Source organism: Pseudomonas sp. Z4-7 (assembly GCF_051131965.1).
Classification (GTDB): domain Bacteria; phylum Pseudomonadota; class Gammaproteobacteria; order Pseudomonadales; family Pseudomonadaceae; genus Aquipseudomonas.
In genome coordinates, this window is the sequence record NZ_CP071642.1 from 398,435 (window position 1) to 423,907 (window position 25,473).

Consider the following 25,473-nt stretch of genomic DNA (forward strand, 5'->3'; position numbering starts at 1 on the left):
TAGGCGTCAGTTTCGCCGGGCAGTGTGGCCGGACCAGTACTGGAAATGCCAGGAATCCAATGTGGGAGCGAGCTTGCTCGCGATAGCGGTGTATCAGGCGACATTCATATTGCCCGACACGCCGCCATCGCGAGCAAGCTCGCTCCCACAGGGTTTCGGGGTTTTCCACTAGACTGAGCCAGACCCCACATCACCCCGGTCATGCCCGCAACGGGCCGCTTAGGGATATCGACCATATGCAATGGATTTTGACACTGTTGGGCCTGGCACTCGGCTGGGTGGTGGAAGAGTCGTTTGCCGACGCGCTGATCGGTGCGCTGGTGGGGCTTGGCATCGCCCAGTCGTTTCGACTGGGACGCCTGGGTATCCAGGCCGCCAAGCAACAGATCCTGCTGCAAGATGCCCAACGCAGCTTGCTCACGCTGGAAGCGCGTCTGGCGGTGCTCGAACGCGGCAACGTGGCCGAACCGGGTGAACCGGCTCCAGCACCGGAAATCGTCGTTGCCCAAGCGGCGAAGCCCGAGGCGCGCACCGAGCCGGAGCTCATCTGGCAGCTGCCGCCAGAACTCGAACCAATCCCCGCGATGGCCGCCCAGGCCAGCCAGCCGTTACCCGATGACGTTTGGAAACCCGCGCCCGAAACATCCAGTCGGCGCGCAACCCGCGACTTCGAACCTCTGCCCCTGGAACCGAGGACTACCGAGCCGGCGGCGCCTCGCGGTCCGAATCTGATCGATCGTGCCTGGACGGGCGCGCGCAACTGGCTGTTTGGCGGCAACACCGTGCTGCGGGTCGGCGTGGTGCTGTTGTTCCTCGGCCTGGCCTTCCTGCTGCGCTACGCCACTGAAGGCATGGTAGTGCCGATCGAGTTGCGTTACGCCGGCGTCGCGGTCAGCGCCTTGGGCCTGTTGGGCCTGGGCTGGTGGTTGCGCCATCGCAACAGCAACTATGCGTTGATGTTGCAAGGGACGGGGATCGCGGTGCTATACCTGACCGTGTTCGCTGCCATGCGCCTGCACCCGCTGCTCGATTCCAAGGCTGCCCTGGGCCTGTTGGTTGCAGTCACGGTGTTTTCCGCGATCCTGGCCGTTACCCAGAATGCCCTGGGGCTGGCGGCAGCTGCCGCACTGGGCGGCTTCGCCGCGCCGATCCTGACCTCCACCGGCAGCGGCAACCATGTCGCGCTGTTCAGCTATTTCATCCTGCTCAATACCGGCATCTTCGCGATTGCCTGGTTCCGCGCCTGGCGCCTGCTCAACCTGATCGGCTTTGTCGGCACTTTCGGCATCGGTTTCGCCTGGGGCCTGCGTTCCTATACGCCGGAGCTGCTCTGGAGCACTGAGCCGTTCCTCATCGTGTTCTTCCTGATGTACCTGGCGATCGGGTTGCTGTTCACCCGGCGCAAGCTGCTGGAAATGAGCGATGCGCCTGAAGATGACAGCCGTCAAGCGCTGCTGCGCTGGTCGGCGCGCAAGGGCGACTACGTGGACGGCAGCATGCTGTTCGGTCCGCCGCTGGTGGGCTTCGGCTTGCAGTACGCGTTGGTGCAGCATCTGGAATTCGCCGCCGCCTTCAGCGCCCTGGCCCTGGGCATGATCTACATGGGGCTGGCCCGCGTATTGATGGGCGGGCGCGCTGTATTGCTGGCCGAAACCTGCCTGGCCCTGGGCGTGATTTTCACCAGCCTGGCGATTCCCCTTGGCCTCGACGCCCGTTGGACTGCCGCAGCGTGGGCGGTGGAAGGCGCCGGGATCTTCTGGCTCGGCCTGCGTCAGCAGCGACCTTTTGCGCGAATCTTTGCCCTGTTGCTGCAATTGGGGTCGGCGCTGGCCTTCGTCAGCGAACTGCATAGCGGCGAAGGTAGCCTGCTGGAAGGTTCGTGGCTGGGCGCGTTGATGCTCGGTGGTGCCTTGCTGTTCAGCTTCTACCAACTGCGCAAGGCCGAGCCCGGGCACGCCGCAAGTTGGGAGCTGCGCGGGCAACCCGTGCTGGCGGTGCTGGGGCTTGGCTTCCTCTACCTGCTGGCACCGCTGTTTTTCTTTATTCATGGTACTGCCATCGCCTGGGCACTGGCCGGGCTGGCGACGCTGTTCGTCGGCCTGCGCCTGCAATCACGCAGCTTCCTGTTTACCGCGTTCGCCGTGCAACTGCTCGGCGGTGCGCTGTTCCTGCTGCGACTGCAAGGCGCTGAAGGCGATTCGGCTGCGGTGTTCAACGCTGGTTGGAGCGGTCTGCTCAGCGCCTCGTTGATCGGCCTGGCATTGATCGGCGGTATGTTGCTGGCGGCGCGCGACGACATGGTGCGCAACGATGTGCGCTTGCTGCGCGGCTTGTCGGTGGTGTTGCTGGCCGGGTTGGTGTTGATCAATCTTGCGGTGCTGTTCGTGTTGCCCTGGCAAACGGCGAGCGGCGTGTGGGCGGCCAGTGGCCTGTTGATCATCTGGCTGAGCCTGTACCTGAAGCAGCGCGTGAGCTTTGTCTTTGGCCTGCTGCTGCAAGTGATTGGCGGTGTGGCTTTCCTGATGGCCGGGCCGGCGCTGCTGGGCTCGCTTGATGCCGAGGATCTGCGTCCCTTGGCCCACAGCGGATTCTGGACACCGCTGGTGCTGGGGCTTGCTGCGCTGGTGGGCGCATGGCGTCTGCAAAAGGCGCACGCGGCGCGGGAACTCGATGCCTTGAGTTTGCAGCGCCTGTCCGAGCTGCTGCTGATCTGGGGCGCCGGTTGGTGGGCGCTGGCGTGCGTCAGCGAAGTGCTGCGCTTTGCCCCGCAGAACCTGCAGGGCAGTTTGTTGTTGATTGTCGCGGCCGCCAGTGTGGCGGTGTGGACCGTTGCGGCGCTGCGCTTGAAGTGGGCTGCAATGGGATTGCTGTGCACCTTGTTGATTCCAGCAGCAGGCTGTGTGCTGGTGGCGATCGGGCACAGCCGTTATCACCCGGCGGCGGATTTCGGCTGGCTGGCCTGGCTGGCGGTATTTGCCGTGCATTTCCTGTCGCTCAAGCGCCTGGCCGCGACGCTGCCGGCCCAGGCGCGCAGCACCGCCCATGTGCTCGGTTGCTGGTTGTTGATGGCGGTGCTGATGCTGGAGTTGCGTTACGGCCTGCTGTTGCTGTCCGAGCAGTACAATGCCTGGCGGTGGTTGGCCTGGGCGATCCTGCCAGGCCTCTACCTGGTGCTGATGGCCACGCCGCGTACCTTGCCGTGGCCGGTCTCGGCCCAACCGCGCGAATACCGCGTCTACGCGGCGGCGCCCATGGCATTGTTGATGCTCGGTTGGTTCTGGCTGACCAACACCTTCAGTGATGGCAACTCGGAGCCGCTGCCTTATGTGCCGTTGCTCAATCCGTTGGAACTGGGTCTGCTGTTCGCCTTGTTCGGTATCTATGTATGGGCCCGCAACGCCGTGGAGCAAACGACGAACCGCTGGAGTCGGATCGGACAGGTCGCTCAGTTGATCGCCGGTGTGTCGCTGTTCGCGTTCTTCACCGCCTTGGTGATGCGCACTGCGCACCAGTGGATGGATGTCCCGTTCGAGCTGGATGCATTGCTTGAATCGATGTTCGTGCAGGCCGGATTGTCCATTGTCTGGACCCTGATCGCCCTGGGCCTGATGATTGGCGGACACCTGCGGCATCGTCGCGAGGTGTGGCTGATCGGCGCGGCGTTGATTGCGGTGGTCGTGGCCAAGCTGTTCTTTGTCGAATTGAGTAACCGTGGTGGTCTGGCGCGGATCGTGTCGTTCATCGGCGTGGGCGTGTTGCTATTGGTGGTCGGCTACTTTGCGCCGCTGCCGCCCAAACGCCCGGAGCCGGCCGTGGATGCCGAGCCGCCGATGCCTGTCAGTGAGGGAGTGTCATCTTGAGTCGCAAGTTGAGTCGAATCGGGCTGGGCGTGGTGGGATTGTGGGTGGCCATGTCGGCCGCGGCACAGGAACAACCGCAAGACTTCGCCCATCAGGTGCCGTTGGCCTTGAGCGGAGAGGGGCCGTGGTATCGCCTGGCGTTGCCGCTGGGCGTGCAGTTGCAGGCGCGCCAGACCGACCTGAGCGACTTGCGGGTCTTCAACGCGGCGGGCCAGGCCCAGGCCTACGCATTGGTTCGCGAGTCGGCGCAGAGCCGCGAAAGTCGCACGCTCACCGATGTGAAATGGTTCCCGCTGTACAACGCCGCCGATGACAGCGAGCGTGCGCCCAGCGTGCGTGTGCAATCGAACGCCAACGGCACGCTGGTGGAAGTCCAGCCGTCCAGTCGGCTCGAGGCGGGCGAGGAAGAGTTGCGCGGCTGGTTGCTGGACGCCAGCGCGATCAAGGCGCCGTTGCAGCAACTGATCCTCGACTGGACCAGCGAGCGCGATGGCTTCCAGCGTTTCACCATCGAAGCCAGCGACGACTTGCAGCACTGGCAGCCGTGGGGCGAAGGCCAGATCGCGCGGCTGACGTTTGCCGATGAACGGGTCGAGCAGCATGAGGTGAGCTTGCCGGGGCAGTCGGCGCGCTACTTGCGACTGCTGTGGGATTCGCCGTCCTCGGCGCCGGTGCTGACCTCGGCCCAGCTGCAAAGCGCCAGCCGCGAAAGCCTGCCACTGCCGTTGGTCTGGTCGCAGCCGCTGGCCGGTGGCACGACCAAGGCCGGCGAATACACCTGGCAGTTACCCATGGGGTTGAACGTCGAACAGGTGCAGATCGAGTTGAGCCAGGCCAACACCCTGGCGCCGGCGACCTTGGCCGGTCGCCGCGAAAGCAGCCAACCCTGGCAGCCGATGGGCAGCGGTCTGCTCTATCGCCTGACCCAGAATGGCCAGGACGTGTTGCAAAACCAGCTGCAGCTGTCCGGCCAGACCGTTCAACAACTGAAGCTGACGGTGGACGAGCGCGGCGGTGGCCTGGGCGCCGAGGCCCCGGCCCTGCGCTTTGCCGTGCGTCCGACCCAGGTGGTGTTCCTGGCGCGCGGCGAGGGGCCCTGGCGCCTGGCGCTGGGCAGCTCGACAGTCAAGGCGGCCAGTTTGCCATTGACCACGCTGGTGCCCGACTACAAACCTTCGCGGCTGGCGACGTTGGGTACGGCAACGGTGAACGGCACGGCCACGTCGACCCCGAGAGTCGAAACCACGCCTGCGCCCGTCGAGACCAACTGGAAAAAAATCGGCTTGTGGGCGGTCTTGCTGCTGAGTGTGCTGTTCCTCGCAGCGATGGCGTTCAGCCTGTTGCGCAAGCCACCGGTCAAGAACTGAGGTGTGTTCATCGCGAGCAAGCTCGCTCCCACAATAAACCGCGTTCGTCGGAACAACTCGGTCAACTGTGGGAGCGAGCCTGCTCGCGATGACGTCCTGCCAATCAATAGAAATACCCAAGCGAACCGACACCCCGTGAACTCAATCCTCCATATCCCGTCTCATAGGAGGAATTAACTCCCGACTCGCGCTAAACTGCGCGGGTTTTCCGCCCCCTATTCTTCGGAGCCGTCCATGTCCCGCGTTACCTTGAGTCGCTATTTGATTGAGCAGACCCGCAGCAACAATACCCCTGCCGATCTGCGCTTTTTGATCGAAGTGGTGGCGCGTGCGTGCAAGGAAATCAGCCACGCCGTCTCCAAGGGCGCGCTGGGTGGTGTCCTGGGCAGCATGGGCACCGAGAACGTGCAGGGCGAAGTGCAGAAGAAGCTCGACGTACTGTCCAACGAAATCCTGCTCGAAGCCAACGAGTGGGGCGGTCACCTGGCCGGCATGGCGTCCGAGGAAATGGACAATGCCTACCAGATTCCGGGCAAATACCCCAAGGGTGCCTACCTGCTGGTGTTCGACCCGTTGGACGGCTCGTCGAACATCGACATCAACGCGCCGGTCGGCACCATCTTCTCGGTACTGCGTTGCCCGAACGAGTACCTGAGCCAGAACGAAGCGCTGAACGAAAAGGCCTTCCTGCAGCCAGGCACCGAACAGGTCGCCGCCGGCTATGCCATCTACGGGCCTCAGACCATGCTGGTACTGACCCTGGGCGACGGCGTGAAAGGCTTCACCCTGGATCGCGAGATGGGCAGTTTTGTCCTGACCCACGAAGACATCACCATTCCTGAGACCACCCAGGAGTTCGCCATCAACATGTCCAACCAGCGTCACTGGGAAGCCCCGGTACAACGCTACGTCAGCGAGTTGCTGGCCGGCGAAGAAGGCCCGCTGAAGAAGAACTACAACATGCGCTGGGTCGCCGCGATGGTTGCCGATGTGCACCGCATCCTGACCCGTGGTGGCCTGTTCATGTACCCACGCGACAGCCGCGAGCCGTCCAAGCCGGGCAAGCTGCGCCTGATGTACGAAGCCAACCCGATGTCGTTCCTGGTGGAGCAGGCCGGTGGCGCTTCCACCGATGGCCACCAACGCATTCTCGACATCCAGCCTGAAGGCCTGCACCAGCGCGTAGCGGTGTTCCTCGGCTCGAAGGAAGAAGTGGCGCGCGCCACGGCCTACCACAAGGAATAAATCATGGCCGAGCCCTGGCAGCCGTTGCTCGATTGGTGGTTCGGTTCAGCCGAATCACCCGATGACATCGCGGCTGACAAGGGCAAGCTGTGGTTCGGCAAAGGCCATGATCGCCAGGCGCAAGAGCGCTTCGGCGATCAGGTCGAGCAGGCACTGGCCGGCGGATTGACCGAATGGGCGCAACGCCCGGAAGGTTGGCTGGCGTTGGTGCTGTTACTCGATCAACTTCCGCGGATGATCTTTCGCGACACCCCCAGAAGTTTTTCCGGCGATCTGCGTGCCCAAGCGCTGGTAGCACAGGGACTGGCGGCGGGTTTCGACCGGCAACTCAAGCCTGTCCAGCGCGTATTCATTTATCTGGTACTCGAACACTGCGAAAACCTCGCGGTACAGAACGAAGCCGTGTCGCGGTTCATCGAGTTGGTTCGAGAACAGCCCGAGGCGCAGCGTGCGGTGTTTGAGGACAACCTGGATTATGCCGAACGGCATCAGAAGATCATTGCGCGGTTTGGCCGCTTTCCCCATCGCAATGCGGTGTTGGGGCGAGAGTCTACGGCTGAGGAGCTGGAATTCCTGAAGAGGCCTGGGTCCAGATTCTAAATTGTGTTGTGGCCGCTATTGCCATCGCGAGCAGGCTCGCTCCCACAGTCGATCGCGTCTCTCTGATAGAACTCAGTCAACTGTGGGAGCGAGCCTGCTCGCGAAGGGGCCCGCAAGAAATCAGATCCTGAAACTACCCACCAATTGCTTCAACCGCGCCGCCTGCTGTTCCAGGTCGGAACAGGCACGCAAGGTGGCCTGCAGGTTTTCCACGCCTTCCTGGTTTAGCGTGTTGATCTCGTTGATGTCGACGTTGATCGATTCCACCACGGCGGTCTGTTCTTCGGTGGCGGTCGCTACGGACTGGTTCATGCCGTCGATTTCGCCGATGCGCTGGGTCACGCTGCCCAGGCGTTCGCCCGCCTGGTTGGCGATGCCGACGCTGCTTTCGCTCTGACGCTGGCTGTCGGTCATGGTCAGCACCGCTTCCCGCGCGCCGACCTGCAACTCTTCGATCATCTTCTGCACTTGCTGCGCCGAATCCTGGGTACGGTGGGCCAGGTTGCGCACTTCATCGGCAACCACCGCGAAACCGCGACCGGCTTCCCCGGCGCGGGCGGCTTCGATGGCAGCGTTCAAGGCGAGCAGGTTGGTCTGCTGGGAAATGCTGGTGATCACTTCCAGGATCTGGCCGATGTTCACCGTGTTGCTGTTCAGGGTTTCGATGTTGCCGCACGAATCGCTGATCTTGGCCGACAGCTGCTGCATCGCCGTGATGGTTTTATCCACCACTTGCTGGCCATCTTCGGCCAGGCTGCGGGCCTCGCTGGAATGTTGCGAGGCGAGGGCGGCGTTCTGGGCGATTTCCTGGGCGGCGGCGCCGAGCTGGTTGATGGCCGCGGCCACGCTGCTGGTCCGCGACGCCTGCTGGTCGGAGTTGTACATCGACGAGTTGGACGCGCTGACCACCCGCAGGGCGACTTCGTTGACCTGGCCGGTCGCCGATGCCACTTCGCGGATCGAGGTATGGATACGCTCGACGAAGCGGTTGAACGAGGTGCCCAGCGCGCCGAATTCGTCCTGGCCATGAATGGTCAGGCGGCGGGTCAGGTCGCCTTCGCCTTCGGCGATATCGTGCATCGCGCGGCCCATGGTCAGCAGCGGTTGCATCAGCACTCGGATCAGCATGCCCAGGAGGGCAATGATGAACACCACGGCAATGACCATGGCGATCAGCGCCGAGGTGCGAAACTCACTGAGCATCGCCAGGGCGGTGTCTTTATCGAGCACCAGCGCCACGTACCAGTTGGCACCGGGTACGCCATTGACCTGGGTAAAGGAGATGAATTGAGTCTTGCCGTCGAGCTCGACTTCCTTCAGGCCCGGGCCGATTTGCGGTGCGCCGTTGGGGTAGGCCTCGGCAAGCGTCTTGAGGACACGCTTGCTGTCGGGGTGGATCAGGATCTTGCCGTCGCCGCTGACGATGAACGCATGACCATGGCCGCCGAAGTTCAGCGAGTTGATGATGGCGCTGACGCTCGACAGATCGATATCTGCGCCAGCCACGCCGATCATCTGGTTCTGACGCTGTACCGGCGTAGCAACGGTGATCACCAGCTTGCCCGACGAGGCAGCGATGTAGGGCTCGGTGACGATGGTCTGCTGGGCGCTATTGGCGGCCTTGTACCAGCCACGGGCGCGCGGGTCATAGTCGGCGGCACGATTACCGGCTGGTATCGAGAACATCACACCGTCGGTACCGCCGAAATAGCTGAGCTGGAAATTGCCGGTGTAGGCGGGCAGGCCCACGGCGCGCTTCAGGCTCTCGGCACTGTTTCCGTCGATGGCTATTTGCTGGGCCAGCGATTGCAGCAATTGGATTCGGCCTTCGACCCATGTCTGGATATTGCGACTGGTCAGGTTGCCGAGTTCCTGCATGGACGTCTCGGTGCTGGTGTTGAGACTTTGTCGTTGACGATAGTCGTTGAACAGGATGAAACAGGCGAATGCGACGGCCACCACAAGGGCGGCAGCCAGCAGGATTTTGTGGCTGAATTTCATGTTTCTGGTCATTAAGAACGCTACCGCGTAGGGACGGGTCAGGAAGGGCTGCCAATTTGCCATAGTGCAAGATTTTGCGCTGTTACTTTTTATCGGCGCAAAAGCCCGTCCCATCAGGCGTGGAGGGGGCGATCCCGACGAAAGGCACGACCGCGTCACAAACCGGTTGATTTCCGATGAAACACCGCTGCATAGCCAATAAATACCAGGGGCACGAGGGAACCAGACAGGGGTTTTCTCTTCTAAGGATCAGGTTGGCACCCTGCCACCTCCCTTCTGCTCCAGGAGTTACACCATGTCGCTGCGATCCATCGCCCTGCTGTTTGTGTGCGTCGTCTTGACCGCATGCAGCAAGGTCAACCAGGAAAACTATTCGAAGCTGTCGGCTGGCATGCCCAAGGCCGAAGTCGAAACGTTACTGGGGAAACCGACTGATTGTTCGGGCGCGCTCGGCATGTCCAGCTGCACCTGGGGCGACCAGAAAAGCTTTATCAGCGTGCAGTATGCCGGTGACAAAGTGTTGATGTTTTCCGGCCAAGGCCTGAAGTAACCTGAAGTAAACCGGGGCCAAGCGCCCACGGGAGAAAAAAATAATGATGCGGTTAGTTTTTGTGCTTTTGGCTGGCCTGGTATTGGCCGGCTGTGCCTCTTCTGGCGTAGACCCGTTGGCGCCCAAGACAGTCAACAGCGTCAATCTCAAGCGGTACCAAGGGACCTGGTACGAACTGGCCCGCCTGCCGATGTACTTCCAGCGCAACTGCGCGCAATCCGAAGCGCATTACACCCTCAAGCCTGACGGCAACATGGACGTATTCAACCGCTGCCTGACCTCCGACTGGAAATGGGAAGAGGCCAGGGGCACGGCTTACCCGCAAGTGCCGGGTAAAACCGACAAGCTCTGGGTCGAATTCGATACCTGGTTCTCGCGGATCCTGCCGGGCGTGGCAAAAGGGGAATATTGGGTGTTGTACGTCAGCGATGACTACAAGACCGCCATCGTCGGCGACCCGAGCCGGCGCTACATGTGGTTGCTCTCCCGCACGCCGACAGTGAAGGTGGATGTGCGTGAAGAACTGCTGAGCAAGGCCCGCCAGCAGGGCTATGACACGACGCGGTTGGTCTGGCGCGCATCGGACCGGCAGATGGCGAAGACTTCGGACTGACTGACTCCCGAATACCATGTGGGAGCGAGCTTGCTCGCGATGAGGCCCTTACCTTCAACATGGATGTTGATTGAAAGTCCGCTATCGCGAGCAAGCTCGCTCCCACATTGGTATCTGCCTGATGATTTTTGGGATCAGCCCAGCAGCTCGCGCAACACCTGGGTGAACGCCCGTGCGCTTTCCTCTTCGCCGGCATGGCGCCCATCACGCACCACCCACTTGCCACCCACCATCACATCCCGCACCTGGCGATCGCCACCGGCGAACAGCCAACGATTGAGAATACCGTCGCCGTTGGCCGTGGCCAGGTACGGATCGTTGCCATCCAGCACCAGCCAATCGGCGCGCTTGCCTACTGCGAAAGCACCGATGGGTTGTCCCAGGGCCTGGGCGCCACCGTCCAGCGCGGCGTCATACAGCGTGCGCCCGACCATCGGTTGGTCTGTTCGATACAACCGGTTGCGCCGCTGGTCTCGCAAACGCTGGCCGTATTCCAGCCAACGCAACTCTTCCACCACACTCAACGACACATGGCTGTCGGAACCGATGCCCATCCGCCCACCTTGGGCGAGGAAGTCCACGGCCGGGAAAATCCCGTCGCCAAGATTGGCTTCAGTGGTCAGGCACAACCCGGCAATCGCCCGGCTCCTGGCCATGAGGCTGACTTCCTGGGGGTTGGCGTGCGTTGCGTGAACCAGGCACCAGCGCTGGTCGACTTCGGTATTTCCGTACAGCCACTCCAGCGGCCGCGCGCCACTCCAGCTCAGGCAATCGTCGACTTCCTTTTGCTGTTCGGCGATGTGGATGTGCACCGGGCAATGCGGATCGCTGGCGGCCAGTACGTCCTTGATCTGTCCGGGCGTCACGGCGCGCAAGGAGTGGAAACACAAGCCCAGCGCCTGATTGGCTTGCCCGGCCAGGACAGGTTGCAAGCGCTCCTGAAGCTTCAGGTAGTTTTCGGTGCTGTTGATGAACCGGCGCTGCCCCTCGTTGGGCGCCTGGCCGCCGAAGCCGGAATGGCTGTAGAGCACCGGCAGCAACGTCAGGCCGATGCCGGCGGCGCTGGCGGCGTGGCTGATGCGCAGCGCCAGTTCGGCCGGGTCAGCGTAGGGCGCGCCGTCGAGGTCATGGTGCACGTAATGGAACTCGGCGACCGAGGTGTAGCCGGCCTTGAGCATTTCGATGTACAGCTGGCGGGCGATAATGCCGAGTTGCCCGGGGCTGATTTTCCCGACGAGGCGGTACATCAGGTCACGCCATGTCCAGAAGCTGTCGTTGGGGTTGCCGGCCACCTCAGCCAGTCCGGCCATGGCCCGCTGGAAAGCATGGGAATGCAGGTTCGGCATGCCTGGCAAGAGCGGGCCGTCCAGTCGTTCGGCGCCGTCTGCGTGGGCGTCGGCCTGGATGTGGGTCAGGATGCCGTTGGCATCGACCTCAAGACGTACATCATTGGCCCATCCACTAGGCAGCAGCGCGCGTTCGGCAAAGAAGGCGGACATGGTTGACCCTCATTTGTGAAATTTGTATATACATATACAGACGTTTGCCTGGCCGGTAAACTCCGGCAAGCTAGCCACCTAATTTGCAGAACAGGGAACCGCCGTGCCGACTCCGCCTGCCAAACCGCCGCTGGCCGCAACCATGGGTGACAGTCCGGCGCCCTTGTACGCCCGCGTCAAACAGATGATTACCCAGCAGATCGACAGTGGAAACTGGCCGCCGCACTACCGCGTGCCGTCGGAAAGCGAACTGGTCAGTCAGTTGGGCTTCAGCCGCATGACCATCAACCGTGCCCTGCGGGAGATGACCGCCGATGGCCTGTTGGTGCGCATGCAGGGGGTCGGCACGTTCGTCGCCGAGCCCAAGAGCCAGTCCGCGTTGTTCGAAGTACACAACATCGCCGATGAAATCGCCTCCCGGGGTCATCGTCATACCTGCAAGGTGATTACCCTCGAAGAAGAGGCTGCAGGTTCCGAGCGCGCGTTGGCCCTGGACATGCGCGAAGGCCAGAAGGTCTTTCACTCGTTGATCGTGCATTTCGAGAACGACATCCCCGTGCAAATCGAGGACCGTTTCGTCAACGCGCTGGTGGCGCCCGAGTATCTCAAGCAAGACTTCACCCTCCAGACGCCCTACGCCTATCTGAATCAGGTCGCGCCGCTGACCGAAGGCGAGCACGTGGTGGAAGCCATCCTGGCCGAGCCGAGCGAATGCAAGTTGCTGCAGATCGAAAGGGGCGAGCCGTGCCTGTTGATTCGTCGCCGCACCTGGTCCGGGCGCCAGCCGGTGACCGCTGCGCGCTTGATCCATCCGGGCTCCCGCCATAGCCTGGAAGGACGCTTTCACAAATGAGCCAGCTGAAGGTTTTACGCGCCGCCGACTACCCACGCATGCCGTGGAAAAACGGCGGTGGCAGCACCGAAGAAATCACCCGCGATGCAGGCACCGGCCTGGAAGGTTTCGGCTGGCGCCTGTCGATTGCCGATATTGGTGAGTCCGGTGGTTTCTCCACCTTCGCGGGCTACGAGCGGATCATCACGGTCTTGCAGGGTGATGGGATGACGCTTAACGTCGATGGCCAGGCCACGCGGCCTCTGCATTCGCTGGACCCGTTTGCGTTCAGCGGTGAGAGCCACGTGCAATGCACATTGCTGGGCGGGCCGATTCGTGACTTCAACCTGATCTACGCGCCACAGCGTTACCGTGCACGATTGCAATGGTTGGGCGGCCAGCAGCGGTTTTTCAGCGAGGCGGGGACGGTGTTGGTGTTCAGTGCGGCTCCGGGGTTGGCTATCAAGATCGGGGAGTCCACCGTTGACTTGGGGCTTTACGATTGTCTGCAACTGAGCGGTAACACCGCACTGGTGGATGTCTCCATTCACGGTCAGTGCTGCGTGATTGAGCTGACGGCCCACTAAAAATCCGGCGAAAACGCTGTTGTGGCGAGGGAGCTTGCTCCCGCTGGGGCGCGCAGCGGCCCTGTTTTTTAGGTCTGCTTCACCCGAGGCGTCGGACCGGCCCAGCGGGAGCAAGCTCCCTCGCCACAAAAGCTCACCTAATTGTTCCCTCCATGCGCACCAACTTGTTACCGAACGCCCCAGCGTGGCGCAATACCACGCTTTTGTGCCCCTCCGACTTCCCCCTCCAAAACCCTTCTGAAAAATTTCATACAGCTCGGCAGCCCTTCAATCACAGGGCTTTGAGCTCTATCCCAAACCGTCCCTGAACATCGGCTCCAACAAGTTGGCCGCTTGATTGCATATGCTTGTACATACAAGTAAAGACGTATGCGTATGAGTCGCCTGCATTCAACGCAACGTTCGCTGAATCACTGCCCACCGCCCGGGCTGGTCTGGATTGATCGCTGAGGAGTTTTTGCTGTGACCGACGCTACCCGCAAACCTGAAAAATACCGTGACGTTGAAATCCGCGCCCCTCGCGGTAACACGCTGACCGCCAAGAGCTGGCTGACTGAAGCGCCGCTGCGGATGTTGATGAACAACCTCGACCCGGAAGTGGCGGAGAACCCTAAGGAGCTGGTGGTCTACGGTGGCATCGGTCGCGCGGCGCGCAACTGGGAATGCTACGACAAGATTGTCGAAAGCCTGACCAACCTGAATGACGACGAAACCCTGCTGGTGCAATCCGGCAAGCCGGTGGGCGTATTCAAGACCCACAGCAACGCTCCTCGCGTACTGATCGCCAACTCCAACCTGGTGCCGCACTGGGCCAGCTGGGAGCATTTCAACGAACTCGACGCCAAGGGCCTGGCCATGTACGGCCAGATGACCGCCGGCAGCTGGATCTACATCGGCAGCCAGGGCATCGTCCAAGGCACTTATGAAACCTTCGTCGAGGCTGGTCGCCAGCATTACGATTCCAACCTCAAGGGCCGTTGGGTCCTGACCGCAGGCCTGGGTGGCATGGGCGGCGCGCAACCCTTGGCCGCGACCTTGGCCGGTGCGTGCTCGCTGAACATCGAATGCCAGCAGGTCAGCATCGATTTCCGTCTGAAAACCCGCTACGTCGACGAGCAAGCCAAAGACCTCGACGACGCCCTGGCGCGCATCGAGAAATACACCGCCGAAGGCAAGGCGATTTCCATCGCGTTGTGTGGGAACGCCGCCGAAATACTCCCTGAAATGGTCCGTCGTGGTGTGCGCCCGGACATGGTCACCGACCAGACCAGCGCCCACGACCCGCTCAACGGTTACCTGCCGGCCGGCTGGACCTGGGACGAATACCGCGCCCGCGCCAAGACCGAACCTGCTGCCGTGGTGAAGGCCGCCAAGCAATCGATGGCCGTGCATGTCAAAGCCATGCTGGCCTTTCAGAAAATGGGCGTGCCGACCTTCGACTACGGTAACAACATCCGCCAGATGGCCCAGGAAGAGGGCGTCGAGAATGCCTTCGATTTCCCGGGTTTCGTCCCCGCCTATATCCGTCCGCTGTTCTGCCGTGGCATCGGCCCGTTCCGCTGGGCCGCGCTGTCGGGTGACCCGCAGGACATCTACAAGACCGACGCCAAGGTCAAGGAACTGATCGCCGACGACGCTCACCTGCACAACTGGCTGGACATGGCCCGCGAGCGCATCAGCTTCCAAGGCTTGCCGGCACGTATCTGCTGGGTTGGCCTGGGCCAGCGCGCCAAGTTGGGCCTGGCCTTCAACGAGATGGTACGCAGCGGTGAGTTGTCGGCGCCGATCGTGATCGGCCGCGACCACCTGGACTCCGGCTCCGTCGCCAGCCCGAACCGTGAAACCGAATCCATGCAGGACGGCTCCGACGCCGTTTCCGACTGGCCGCTGCTCAATGCCTTGCTCAACACCGCCAGCGGCGCGACCTGGGTGTCGCTGCACCACGGTGGTGGCGTCGGCATGGGTTTCTCCCAGCACTCGGGCATGGTGATCGTCTGCGACGGCACCGACGAAGCGGCCGAACGTATCGCCCGCGTACTGCACAACGATCCGGGCACTGGCGTCATGCGTCATGCCGACGCCGGTTACCAGATCGCCATTGATTGCGCGAAGGAGCAGGGGCTGGACCTGCCGATGATCACTGGTAAGTAATCCCGGATCCCTTGTGGGAGCGAGCTTGCTCGCGATAGCGGTGGATCAGTACCGGTTCCGTCTACTGACACGCCCTCATCGCGAGCAAGCTCGCTCCCACAGGGATGCGGTGCAAATGAATCCGAGAACAATCCACAGAGGTTGAACCATGGCTGTCACCAGCACACGCGATAGCAGCAAGCCGTTGATCGAGAAACGTTCGATCGACTACATCCCGGAAGCGGAGCGACACGGTCGGTTGTTGAGCCAGTTCACCCTCTGGATGGGGGCCAACCTGCAGATCACGGCAATTGTCACCGGCGCGTTGGCGGTGGTGCTTGGCGGTGATGTGTTCTGGTCGTTGATCGGTCTGCTGATCGGCCAGGTGCTCGGCGGTGGCGTCATGGCCTTGCATGCCGCGCAAGGGCCCAAGCTGGGCCTGCCGCAGATGATCTCCAGCCGGGTCCAGTTCGGTGTGTATGGCGCGGCCATCCCGATCGTGCTGGTGTGCCTGATGTACCTGGGTTTCACCGCCACGGGAACCGTGCTTTCCGGCCAGGCGCTGGGCCAGTTGTTTGGCGTCAGTGACAGTCTCGGCATCCTCATTTTCGCCAGTGTCATCGTGCTGGTGACGGTGCTCGGTTACCGGGTGATCCACTTCATTGGCCGGGTCGCCAGCGTCATTGGTGTGATTGCCTTTGTCTACCTGTTCGCTCGCCTGATCAGCCAGACGGACGTTGGCGCGCTCTTGCAAATTCGCCATTTCAGCTGGAGCAGTTTCCTGCTGGCGGTGTCGCTCGCGGCCTCCTGGCAGATCGCCTTCGGCCCCTACGTGGCTGACTACTCGCGGTACCTGCCGAGCAAGACGTCCTCGGTGAAAACCTTTTTCGCCGCCGGCGCGGGTTCCGTCATCGGCGCGCAGGTAGCAATGATCCTCGGCGTGTTTGCCGCCGCTTCGGCCAACGGGCAGTTCGCCGGTCACGAAGTGGCCTACATCGTAGGCCTGGGGGGCACCGGCGCCACCGCTGCGCTGCTGTACTTCAGCATCGCCTTTGGCAAGGTCACCATCTCCACGCTGAACTCCTACGGCAGCTTCATGTGCATCGCGACGATCATCAGCGGTTTCCGCGGGCACCTGAACGTAACGCGGTTGCAGCGTCTGGTCTTCGTGCTGGTCATCGTCGGCGCCGCGACCCTGATCGCGCTGCTCGGCCAGCACTCGTTCCTCGGTGCGTTCAAGTCTTTCATCTTGTTCTTGCTCGCATTTTTCACGCCGTGGAGCGCGATCAACCTGGTGGACTACTACTGCATCACGCGCGAGCGCTATGACGTGCCGGCACTGAACGACCCGAACGGTCGCTACGGTCGTTGGAACGCCCTCGGCATCAGCGTCTATGTCTTCGGTGTATTGGTTCAGTTGCCGTTCATCGCCACCAAGTTCTATACCGGCCCGTTGGTGAAAGCCATGGGTGGTGTGGATATTTCCTGGATCATCGGTCTGGTGGTCCCGGCGGCGTTGTATTACCTCATCGCCAGAAAGTGGCACAGCGCAGTACCCGATCAATTGATCCTGCCGGTCGAGCAGGACGCGGTTGACGCACAACCGAGCAGGGCGGGCCGCATCCAAGCGGTCTGATGGGACGTTGACAGGGCTGGATGCCTCTTGACTGCCGTAAGCCAATCCAACTGATTAGGAGCGTCACACAATGAAATCGAACAAGACCCTGCTGACCACATTGCTTGCCATGGGCCTGCTGGCCAGCGCGGGCGCCACGCAAGCGGCCGGCTGGTGCGAGTCGGGCAAACCGGTGAAGTTCGCCGGCCTGAACTGGGAAAGCGGCATGCTGCTGACCGACGTGATGCAAGTGGTGCTGGAAAAAGGCTACGGCTGCAAGACCGACAGTTTGCCAGGCAACTCCATCACCATGGAGAACGCCCTGAGCAGCAATGACATCCAGGTGTTCGCCGAAGAGTGGGTCGGCCGCAGTGAGGTGTGGAACAAGGCCGAGAAGGCCGGCAAGGTGGTGGGCGTCGGTGCACCGGTTGTCGGCGCGATCGAAGGCTGGTACGTGCCGCGCTACGTGATCGAAGGTGATGCCAAGCGCAAGCTCGAAGCCAAGGCCCCGGGCCTGAAGAATATCGCCGACCTGGGCCAGTACGCCGCCGTGTTCAAGGATCAGGAGGAGCCAGCCAAGGGCCGCTTCTACAACTGCCCGGCCGGTTGGACCTGCGAGCTGGACAACAGCGAAATGCTGAAAAGCTACGGCCTGGAAAAAACCTACACCAACTTCCGCCCAGGCACCGGCCCGGCCCTGGATGCGGCAGTGCTGTCGAGCTACAAGCGTGGCGAGCCGATCCTGTTCTACTACTGGTCGCCAACACCGCTGATGGGCCAGGTCGACCTGGTGAAGCTCGAAGAAAAACCGGGCGTGGATAAAAGCGTGAGCATCAAGGTCGGCCTGTCCAAGACCTTCCATGACGAAGCCCCGGAATTGGTGGCAGTGCTGGAAAAGGTCAACCTGCCGATCGACATCCTGAACCAGAACCTCGGGCGCATGGCCAAAGAGCGGATCGAGTCGCCGAAACTGGCGAAGATCTTCCTGAAGGAACATCCTGAAGTCTGGCATGCCTGGGTCAGCGAAGACGCTGCCAAGAAAATCGACGCGGCTCTGTAGGTCGAATATTTCCCGGCCAGCCGTGGGGCTGGCCGGGACGTTCACCGCATCCACCTGATCGAGAGTCTCTTATGTTTCCCGAAAGCTTTACCTTCTCCATCGCCGACTGGGTCAACGGTTGGGTCGACTCCCTGGTGACCAATTATGGCGATGTGTTCCGGCATATCTCCGACACGTTGCTGTGGGCCATCGTCAACCTTGAAGGTCTGCTGCGCATGGCCCCCTGGTGGCTGATGCTGGCGATCGTCGGCGGTGTCGCCTGGCATGCCACCCGCAAGGTCGTGGCGACAGCGGTAATCGTCGGCCTGCTGTTCCTGGTGGGCGCGGTGGGCCTGTGGGACAAACTGATGCAGACCCTCGCGCTGATGCTGGTCGCGACGCTGATTTCGGTGCTGATCGGGATTCCGCTGGGCATTCTCTCGGCGCGCAGCAATCGCCTGCGTTCGGTGCTGATGCCCCTGCTGGACATCATGCAGACCATGCCAAGCTTCGTGTACCTGATTCCGGTGTTGATGCTGTTCGGCCTGGGCAAGGTCCCGGCGATCTTCGCCACGGTGATCTACGCCGCGCCGCCATTGATCCGCCTGACCGACCTGGGCATCCGCCAGGTTGACGGCGAAGTCATGGAAGCCATCAACGCCTTTGGCGCCAACCGCTGGCAGCAGCTGTTCGGCGTGCAACTGCCCCTGGCCCTGCCGAGCATCATGGCCGGGATCAACCAGACCACCATGATGGCCCTGTCGATGGTGGTCATCGCCTCGATGATCGGCGCCCGTGGCCTGGGTGAAGACGTACTGGTCGGCATCCAGACCCTCAACGTCGGGCGCGGCCTCGAAGCCGGGCTCGCCATCGTGATTCTCGCCGTGGTCATCGACCGCATTACCCAGGCCTATGGTCGCCCTCGGCATGAGGTGAGCAAATGAGCAACGCAGCCGTCAGCAAGATCGAAGTCAGGAACGTCTTCAAGATTTTCGGCAACCGGTCCAAGGAGGCCCTGGAGCTGATCCGCCAGAACAGGACCAAGGACCAGGTGCTGGCCGAAACCGGCTGCGTGGTCGGCGTGAACGACCTGTCGCTGAGCATCGGCACCGGTGAGATTTTCGTGATCATGGGCCTGTCCGGTTCCGGCAAATCCACTTTGGTTCGCCACTTCAACCGGTTGATCGACCCTACCAGCGGCGCGATCCTGGTGGACGGCGAAGACATCCTGCAACTGGACATGGATGCCTTGCGTGAGTTTCGTCGACGCAAGATCAGCATGGTGTTCCAGAGCTTCGGCTTGCTGCCCCACAAGAGCGTGCTGGATAACGTCGCCTACGGCTTGAAAGTGCGCGGCGAAAGCAAGCAGGTCTGCGCCGAACGGGCGTTGCACTGGATCAGCACCGTGGGCCTGAAGGGCTACGAGAACAAATACCCGCACCAGCTCTCCGGCGGCATGCGCCAGCGCGTCGGTCTGGCCCGGGCGTTGGCGGCGGATACCGACATCATCCTGATGGACGAGGCGTTCAGCGCCCTCGATCCGCTGATCCGCGCGGAAATGCAGGACCAGTTGCTGGAACTGCAAAAGACTCTGCACAAGACCATCGTCTTCATCACCCACGACCTCGACGAGGCCGTACGCATCGGCAACCGCATCGCGATTCTCAAGGACGGCAAGCTGATCCAGGTCGGCACGCCACGGGAGATCCTGCACTCGCCGGCGGATGAGTATGTCGATCGGTTTGTGCAGCGCAGGGCGGCGGTGGTGTAAGGCTGTGGTGGCTGGCGAAAAACTATTTTTGGCTGACAGGTTGTTGTGGCGAGGGAGCTTGCTCCCGCTCGAGTGCGTAGCGCTCGCAAGATTTTGGGGCCGCTGCGCGGCCCAGCGGGAGCAAGCTCCCTCGCCACAAAGGCAGTGCTTTAGCCAGGTGTGTTGCTGAAAAGAATTTCCCATGAGGTTGAAGATGTCCCAGGCTGAAAAAATCATCATCACCGACGCCCCGCTGCGCTGGCAGGACGTGGTCGCCGTCGCCCGCTTCGGCGCTGTGCTGGAGCTATCGGCCCAGGCCTGGGCGCGCATCGACAATGCCCAGGCCATCGTCCAGCGCATCGTCGAAAGCGGTGAACGGGCCTATGGCGTCAACACCGGCCTGGGCGCCTTGTGCAATGTCTCGCTCAAGGACGAACAGCTCAGCCAATTGTCGCGCAACACCTTGCTCAGCCATGCCTGTGGTGTCGGCCCCGCGCTGTCCGATGAGCAGACCCGGGCGATCCTCTGCGCGGCCATCCTCAACTACAGCCAAGGCAAATCAGGCATCCATCGCCGGGTGGTCGAGGCGTTGCTGGCGCTGCTCAATCGCGGCATCACGCCGCAAGTGCCGTCCCAGGGTTCGGTGGGCTACCTGACCCACATGGCCCACATCAGCATCGCGCTGCTGGGCGTCGGCGAGGTCAGCTATCGCGGGCAGGTCGTCTCGGCGCAGCAGGCGCTGGCCGCTGAAGGTCTGCAACCGGTGCAGTTGGGGGCCAAGGACGGTTTGTGCCTGGTCAACGGCACGCCGTGCATGACCGGCCTCAGTTGCCTGGCCCTGGCCGATGCGACGCGCCTGGTGCAGTGGGCCGATGTGATCGGTGCCATGAGCTTCGAGGCGCAGCGCGGGCAGATCGCCGCGTTCGATGCCGAGATCATCGCGCTCAAGCCGCACCCCGGCATGCAGCAGGTGGGCAGTAACTTGCGGGCGCTGCTCGATGGCAGCGAAGTCATCGCTTCGAGCCTGGGCATCCGCACCCAGGACGCCTTGAGCATCCGCTCGATTCCGCAAGTGCATGGCGCCGCTCGTGATCAGTTGGAGCATGCCCGGCAGCAGATCGAAACCGAACTCAATGCCGCTACCGATAACCCTCTGCTGCTGGGGACGCCGGACAGTTTCCGGGTCGTGTCTCAGGCCAACCCTCATGGCCAGTCGGTAGCGTTGGCGGCTGACCTGTTGGCGATCGCCATGGCGGAAATCGGCTCCATCGCCGAGCGTCGCCTCGACCGTTTGATCAACCCGCACGTCAGTGGGCTGCCGGCCTTCCTGGTGGCCAATCCCGGGGTGAATTCGGGGATGATGATCGTGCAATACGTCGCCGCGTCACTGTGCGCGGAGAACAAGCAACTGGCGCAACCGGCGGTGCTCGACAATTTCGTCACCTCCGGGTTGCAGGAAGACCATTTGAGCATGGGCACCAACGCGGCCCTGAAGCTGCACCGGGCGCTGGAAAACTGTACGCAGATCCTCGCCATCGAATACCTGCTGGCGGCCCAGGCCTTTGAGTTTCTCAAGGCGCAGCGTTTTGGCGCTGGCACCGACACCGCCTGGAAGCTGCTGCGCGAGCGCGTCCCGGCCTACGACCAGGATCGCTGGCTGGCGCCGGACATCGCCAGCGCCGCCGGGCTGCTCAGAGATCCGAATGTGCTGCACCACGTTCTACCGAATTTGAATTGATCAAAAAAAACGCCAGCGTGCCAAGGCACCTATAGCCCACAAGGCATCGCCCAAAAGGCGAAGGTGACGGATAACGGAACATTCCGGAGCGACTGGCGGGTAAAAACAAAACTCTCAAAAGGAGCAATACATGACTGCCTTGAACCTGATTCCCGGCCAATTGAGCCTGGCTCAATTGCGTGACATCTACCAGCAACCGGTGACGCTCAGCCTCGACGCCAGCGCATCGGCGCAGATCGAAGCCAGCGTTGCCTGCGTGGAGCAGATCCTCGCCGAGAATCGCACCGCCTACGGCATCAACACCGGTTTCGGCCTGTTGGCCTCGACCCGCATCGCCAGCGAAGACCTGGAAAACCTGCAGCGCTCTTTGGTGCTGTCCCATGCCGCCGGAGTCGGCGAGCCGATCAGCGATGCGCTGGTGCGGTTGATCATGGTGCTCAAGGTCAACAGCCTGAGCCGGGGTTTCTCCGGTATTCGCCGGCAGGTGATCGATGCGCTGATCGCACTGATCAACGCCGAGGTCTACCCGCACATTCCGCTGAAAGGTTCGGTGGGCGCATCCGGTGACCTGGCGCCTCTGGCCCACATGTCCCTGGTGCTGCTGGGCGAGGGCAAGGCCCGTTATAAAGGCGAATGGCTGCCGGCTGTCGATGCCCTGAAAGTCGCCGGCCTCGCGCCGCTGACGCTGGCGGCCAAGGAAGGTCTGGCGTTGCTCAATGGCACCCAGGTGTCCACCGCGTTTGCCTTGCGCGGCCTGTTTGAAGGCGAAGACCTGTTTGCCGCTGCCCTGGCGCTGGGCAGCCTCACGGTGGAAGCGGTGCTTGGCTCGCGCTCGCCATTCGATGCGCGCATCCATGCGGCTCGCGGCCAGAAAGGCCAGATCGATGCCGCCGCGGCCTATCGCGACCTGTTGGGCGAGCGCAGCGAAGTGTCGGATTCGCACCAGAACTGCGACAAGGTCCAGGACCCGTACTCGCTGCGTTGCCAGCCGCAAGTGATGGGCGCCTGCCTGACCCAGTTCCGCCAGGCCGCCGAGGTGCTGGTGATCGAAGCCAACGCTGTGTCGGATAACCCGCTGGTGTTCGCCACCGAGGGCGACGTGATCTCCGGCGGTAACTTCCACGCCGAACCGGTGGCGATGGCCGCCGATAACATGGCCCTGGCGATCGCCGAGATCGGCTCCCTGAGCGAACGGCGCATTTCGTTGATGATGGACAAGCACATGTCGCAGCTGCCGCCGTTCCTGGTGGCCAATGGCGGGGTCAACTCCGGCTTCATGATCGCTCAGGTTACCGCTGCGGCCCTGGCCAGTGAAAACAAGGCGCTGTCCCATCCTCATTCGGTGGACAGCCTGCCGACCTCGGCGAACCAGGAAGACCACGTCTCCATGGCCCCGGCCGCCGGCAAGCGCTTGTGGGAAATGGCCGAGAACACCCGTGGGATTCTCGCGGTGGAATGGCTGGCGGCGTGCCAGGGGCTGGATTTGCGCGGTGGTTTGAAAACCTCGGCCAAACTGGAACAGGCCCGGGCGTTGCTGCGTGCAGAAGTACCGTTTTACGAGAAGGACCGGTTCTTTGCGCCGGACATCAATGCGGCCAGTGAGCTATTGGCGAGTCGGTGTCTGAACGAATTGGTCACGGCGCAGTTGTTGCCGAGCCTGTAAGGGCCTCATCGCGAGCAAGCTCGCTCCCACAGGGGGGCGGTGCCGAACGCCGATCTGGGGTACACCCCTGATCCCTGTGGGAGCGAGCTTGCTCGCGATTCGATTTTGAATAATTCGAGGAGACTCGGGATGAAAACCCTCTGGCAGAACTGCCACGCCGCCACCATGGCCCAGGGCGCCTACTCGATTATCGAAGACGCCGCCATTGTTACTCAGGGCGAGCACATCCAATGGATCGGCCCCCGTGCCGAATTGCCGGTGGGCGACTACCCGGCAATCAACGACCTGAAGGGCGCCTGGGTCACGCCGGGCCTGATCGATTGCCACACACACGCGGTATTCGGCGGCAACCGCAGCGGTGAATTCGAACAGCGCCTGCAAGGCGTCAGCTACGCCGACATCGCCGCGGCCGGCGGCGGCATCGCCAGCACCGTGCGCGCGACCCGCGCCGCCAGCGAGGACGAGCTGTTCGCCAGCGCCGCAAAACGCCTGAAAAGCCTGATGCGCGACGGCGTGACCACGGTGGAAATCAAATCCGGCTACGGCCTCGACCTGCCCAGCGAAAGCAAAATGCTGCGGGTCATCCGCCGCCTTGGCGCCGAACTGCCGGTCAGTGTGCGCAGCACCTGCCTGGCGGCCCACGCCTTGCCGCCGGAATACAAGGACCGCGCCGATGACTACATCGAACACATCTGCGCCGAAATGCTCCCGGCGTTGGCCGCCGAGGGGCTGGTGGACGCGGTGGATGCATTTTGCGAGTACCTGGCGTTTTCTCCCGAGCAGGTCGAACGGGTGTTCTTGACCGCGCAGCGATTGGGCCTGCCGGTGAAGCTGCACGCCGAGCAACTGTCGTCCTTGCATGGTTCCAGCCTGGCGGCGCGGTATCAGGCGCTGTCGGCTGATCACCTGGAATTCATGACCGAGGACGACGCCAAGGCCATGGCCGAGTCTGGCACCGTTGCGGTGCTGCTGCCGGGGGCATTTTATTTCCTGCGTGAAACCCAGTTGCCGCCCATGGATGCCCTGCGCAAGCACGGCGTGAAAATCGCCGTCGCCAGTGACCTCAACCCCGGCACCTCGCCCGCGCTGTCGTTGCGCCTGATGTTGAACATGGCCTGCACCTGCCTGCGCCTGACCCCGGAAGAAGCACTGGCGGGAGCAACGATTCATGCCGCCCAGGCCCTGGGCATGGCCCAGACCCACGGCTCGCTGGAAGCCGGCAAGGTGGCGGACTTTGTCGCCTGGCACATCGATCGCCCGGCCGATCTGTCGTACTGGCTCGGCGGCGATCTGGAAAAACGCGTCGTGCGCCACGGCGTGGAAATCGATTGAGGAGAACGGTTGTGGAGAAGGTCCTGAATTTCAAGCAAGGGCGCGTGCCGCTGTTGATCAGCATGCCTCACGCTGGCCTGCGCCTGACGCCGGCGGTAGAGGCCGGGTTGATCCCTGAGGCCCAGAGCCTGCCGGACACCGATTGGCATATTCCGCGGCTGTATGATTTCGCCGAAGATCTGGGCGCCAGCACCCTGGCGGCTGAATACTCGCGGTTCGTCGTGGACCTGAACCGTCCTTCCGATGACAAGCCGATGTACGTCGGTGCCACCACCGGTCTGTACCCGGCGACGCTGTTCGATGGCGTGCCGTTGTTTCGCGAAGGCCTGGTGCCGTCGGCTGATGAGCGTGCCACGTACCTGCAGCAGATCTGGATGCCCTACCATCAGGCCCTGCAACAGGAACTGGCGCGGCTCAAGGCCGAGTTCGGCTATGCCTTGCTGTTCGATGCCCACTCGATCCGTTCGGTGATCCCGCACCTGTTCGACGGCAAGCTGCCGGACTTCAATCTCGGCACGTTCAACGGCGCCAGTTGCGATCCGACGCTGGCCAGCCAGCTCGAAGCCATCTGCGCTCGCCACGGCCAGTTCACCCATGTGCTCAACGGACGCTTCAAGGGCGGACACATCACCCGGCACTACGGCAACCCGGCCGAGGACATTCACGCGGTGCAACTGGAACTGTGCCAGAGCACCTACATGGAAGAGTTCGAGCCATTCAACTATCGCCCGGACCTGGCGGCACCGACCCAGGTGGTGCTCAGGGAGTTGCTGGAGGGTTTCCTGGCGTGGGGACAAAAAGCCTACAAACGCTAATGCGAGGTGAGGCGGCTATTGTGGCGAGGGAGCTTGCTCCCGCTGGGTGGCGAAGCCGCCCTCGCTTTTTTGCGGTCGCTACGCAACCGAGCGGGAGCAAGCTCCCTCGCCACAAGAGCATTCATGCTTCTCAACCTGTCGCCACCGTGCAAAACCGCGTCGCCACAGTTCATCTTCAGCCCCTCGACGCTGCGTAATGTTCCAGGCACGGTGCACCAAGACACCGACCTACAATAA

At 62.4% G+C, this 25,473-nt stretch carries 19 protein-coding genes; 17 read left to right on the forward strand and 2 right to left on the reverse strand.

From position 1 onward, the window contains the following. Nucleotides 1-236 precede the first annotated feature (236 nt). The 4 genes from J3P91_RS01750 to J3P91_RS01765 all read left to right on the forward strand — a co-directional run bounded on the left by J3P91_RS01750 (nt 237) and on the right by J3P91_RS01765 (nt 7,072). Nucleotides 237-3,860 (forward strand): DUF2339 domain-containing protein, encoded by a 3,624-nt coding sequence (locus J3P91_RS01750; protein ID WP_434602561.1) that lies wholly within the window; start codon nt 237-239, stop codon nt 3,858-3,860. 50 nt (nt 3,861-3,910) lie between these two features. Beyond that, nucleotides 3,911-5,227, forward strand: a complete 1,317-nt coding sequence (locus tag J3P91_RS01755) for a DUF3999 domain-containing protein (protein ID WP_434604966.1) — start codon at nt 3,911-3,913, stop codon at nt 5,225-5,227. 234 nt (nt 5,228-5,461) lie between these two features. Continuing rightward, on the forward strand, nt 5,462-6,472 hold the full coding sequence (locus tag J3P91_RS01760; protein WP_107323045.1) for a class 1 fructose-bisphosphatase: 1,011 nt from the start codon (nt 5,462-5,464) through the stop codon (nt 6,470-6,472). Between the two features lie 3 nt (nt 6,473-6,475). Continuing rightward, the gene (locus tag J3P91_RS01765) at nt 6,476-7,072 is read left to right on the forward strand and encodes a DUF924 family protein (RefSeq protein ID WP_434602562.1); all 597 of its coding nucleotides are present in this window, start codon (nt 6,476-6,478) and stop codon (nt 7,070-7,072) included. Between the two features lie 120 nt (nt 7,073-7,192). On the opposite strand, the gene J3P91_RS01770 is transcribed toward J3P91_RS01765, so the two are convergent. Beyond that, nucleotides 7,193-9,085 carry a methyl-accepting chemotaxis protein gene (locus tag J3P91_RS01770; protein ID WP_434602563.1) on the reverse strand — a complete coding sequence of 631 codons (1,893 nt, stop codon included), beginning with the start codon at nt 9,083-9,085 and terminating at the stop codon, nt 7,193-7,195. Nucleotides 9,086-9,368: 283 nt separating this feature from the next. Here J3P91_RS01770 and J3P91_RS01775 point away from each other — a divergent pair, with 283 nt between their 5' ends. Then, complete coding sequence (locus J3P91_RS01775; RefSeq protein ID WP_092328762.1) at nt 9,369-9,623, forward strand: hypothetical protein; 255 nt, start codon at nt 9,369-9,371, stop codon at nt 9,621-9,623. A gap of 43 nt (nt 9,624-9,666) precedes the next feature. After that, on the forward strand, nt 9,667-10,236 hold the full coding sequence (locus J3P91_RS01780; RefSeq protein ID WP_434570215.1) for a lipocalin family protein: 570 nt from the start codon (nt 9,667-9,669) through the stop codon (nt 10,234-10,236). Nucleotides 10,237-10,370: 134 nt separating this feature from the next. On the opposite strand, the gene J3P91_RS01785 is transcribed toward J3P91_RS01780, so the two are convergent. After that, nucleotides 10,371-11,735 (reverse strand): formimidoylglutamate deiminase, encoded by a 1,365-nt coding sequence (locus tag J3P91_RS01785; protein ID WP_434602564.1) that lies wholly within the window; start codon nt 11,733-11,735, stop codon nt 10,371-10,373. A gap of 142 nt (nt 11,736-11,877) precedes the next feature. Between J3P91_RS01785 and hutC the strand changes: the two genes are divergently transcribed. The 11 genes from hutC (at nt 11,878) to hutG (ending at nt 25,236) form a co-directional block, all read left to right on the forward strand. Continuing rightward, entirely contained in the window at nt 11,878-12,588 is a 711-nt protein-coding gene (gene hutC / locus J3P91_RS01790; RefSeq protein WP_181291028.1) for a histidine utilization repressor, read from the forward strand. After that, nucleotides 12,585-13,154 (forward strand): HutD/Ves family protein, encoded by a 570-nt coding sequence (locus J3P91_RS01795; protein WP_434602565.1) that lies wholly within the window; start codon nt 12,585-12,587, stop codon nt 13,152-13,154. The genes hutC and J3P91_RS01795 overlap by 4 nt, the downstream gene beginning before the upstream one ends. A gap of 462 nt (nt 13,155-13,616) precedes the next feature. Next, nucleotides 13,617-15,305 (forward strand): urocanate hydratase, encoded by a 1,689-nt coding sequence (hutU, locus tag J3P91_RS01800; protein ID WP_434602566.1) that lies wholly within the window; start codon nt 13,617-13,619, stop codon nt 15,303-15,305. A 148-nt stretch (nt 15,306-15,453) separates the two neighbouring features. Then, complete coding sequence (locus J3P91_RS01805; protein WP_305497402.1) at nt 15,454-16,920, forward strand: purine-cytosine permease family protein; 1,467 nt, start codon at nt 15,454-15,456, stop codon at nt 16,918-16,920. 70 nt (nt 16,921-16,990) lie between these two features. After that, nucleotides 16,991-17,959, forward strand: a complete 969-nt coding sequence (locus J3P91_RS01810; RefSeq protein ID WP_434602567.1) for an ABC transporter substrate-binding protein — start codon at nt 16,991-16,993, stop codon at nt 17,957-17,959. Nucleotides 17,960-18,030: 71 nt separating this feature from the next. Continuing rightward, nucleotides 18,031-18,882, forward strand: coding sequence for an ABC transporter permease (locus J3P91_RS01815; protein WP_109752006.1), 852 nt, complete (start codon nt 18,031-18,033; stop codon nt 18,880-18,882). Then, nucleotides 18,879-19,709 carry a quaternary amine ABC transporter ATP-binding protein gene (locus J3P91_RS01820; RefSeq protein WP_305497396.1) on the forward strand — a complete coding sequence of 277 codons (831 nt, stop codon included), beginning with the start codon at nt 18,879-18,881 and terminating at the stop codon, nt 19,707-19,709. The genes J3P91_RS01815 and J3P91_RS01820 overlap by 4 nt, the downstream gene beginning before the upstream one ends. Before the next feature lie 193 nt (nt 19,710-19,902). Further along, nucleotides 19,903-21,426, forward strand: a complete 1,524-nt coding sequence (hutH, locus tag J3P91_RS01825) for a histidine ammonia-lyase (RefSeq protein WP_434604968.1) — start codon at nt 19,903-19,905, stop codon at nt 21,424-21,426. A gap of 130 nt (nt 21,427-21,556) precedes the next feature. Continuing rightward, the gene (gene hutH, locus J3P91_RS01830) at nt 21,557-23,089 is read left to right on the forward strand and encodes a histidine ammonia-lyase (RefSeq protein ID WP_434570203.1); all 1,533 of its coding nucleotides are present in this window, start codon (nt 21,557-21,559) and stop codon (nt 23,087-23,089) included. Between the two features lie 129 nt (nt 23,090-23,218). Beyond that, on the forward strand, nt 23,219-24,421 hold the full coding sequence (gene hutI / locus J3P91_RS01835; RefSeq protein ID WP_434602568.1) for an imidazolonepropionase: 1,203 nt from the start codon (nt 23,219-23,221) through the stop codon (nt 24,419-24,421). A gap of 11 nt (nt 24,422-24,432) precedes the next feature. After that, complete coding sequence (gene hutG / locus J3P91_RS01840) at nt 24,433-25,236, forward strand: N-formylglutamate deformylase (protein WP_434602569.1); 804 nt, start codon at nt 24,433-24,435, stop codon at nt 25,234-25,236. Nucleotides 25,237-25,473 lie beyond the last annotated feature (237 nt).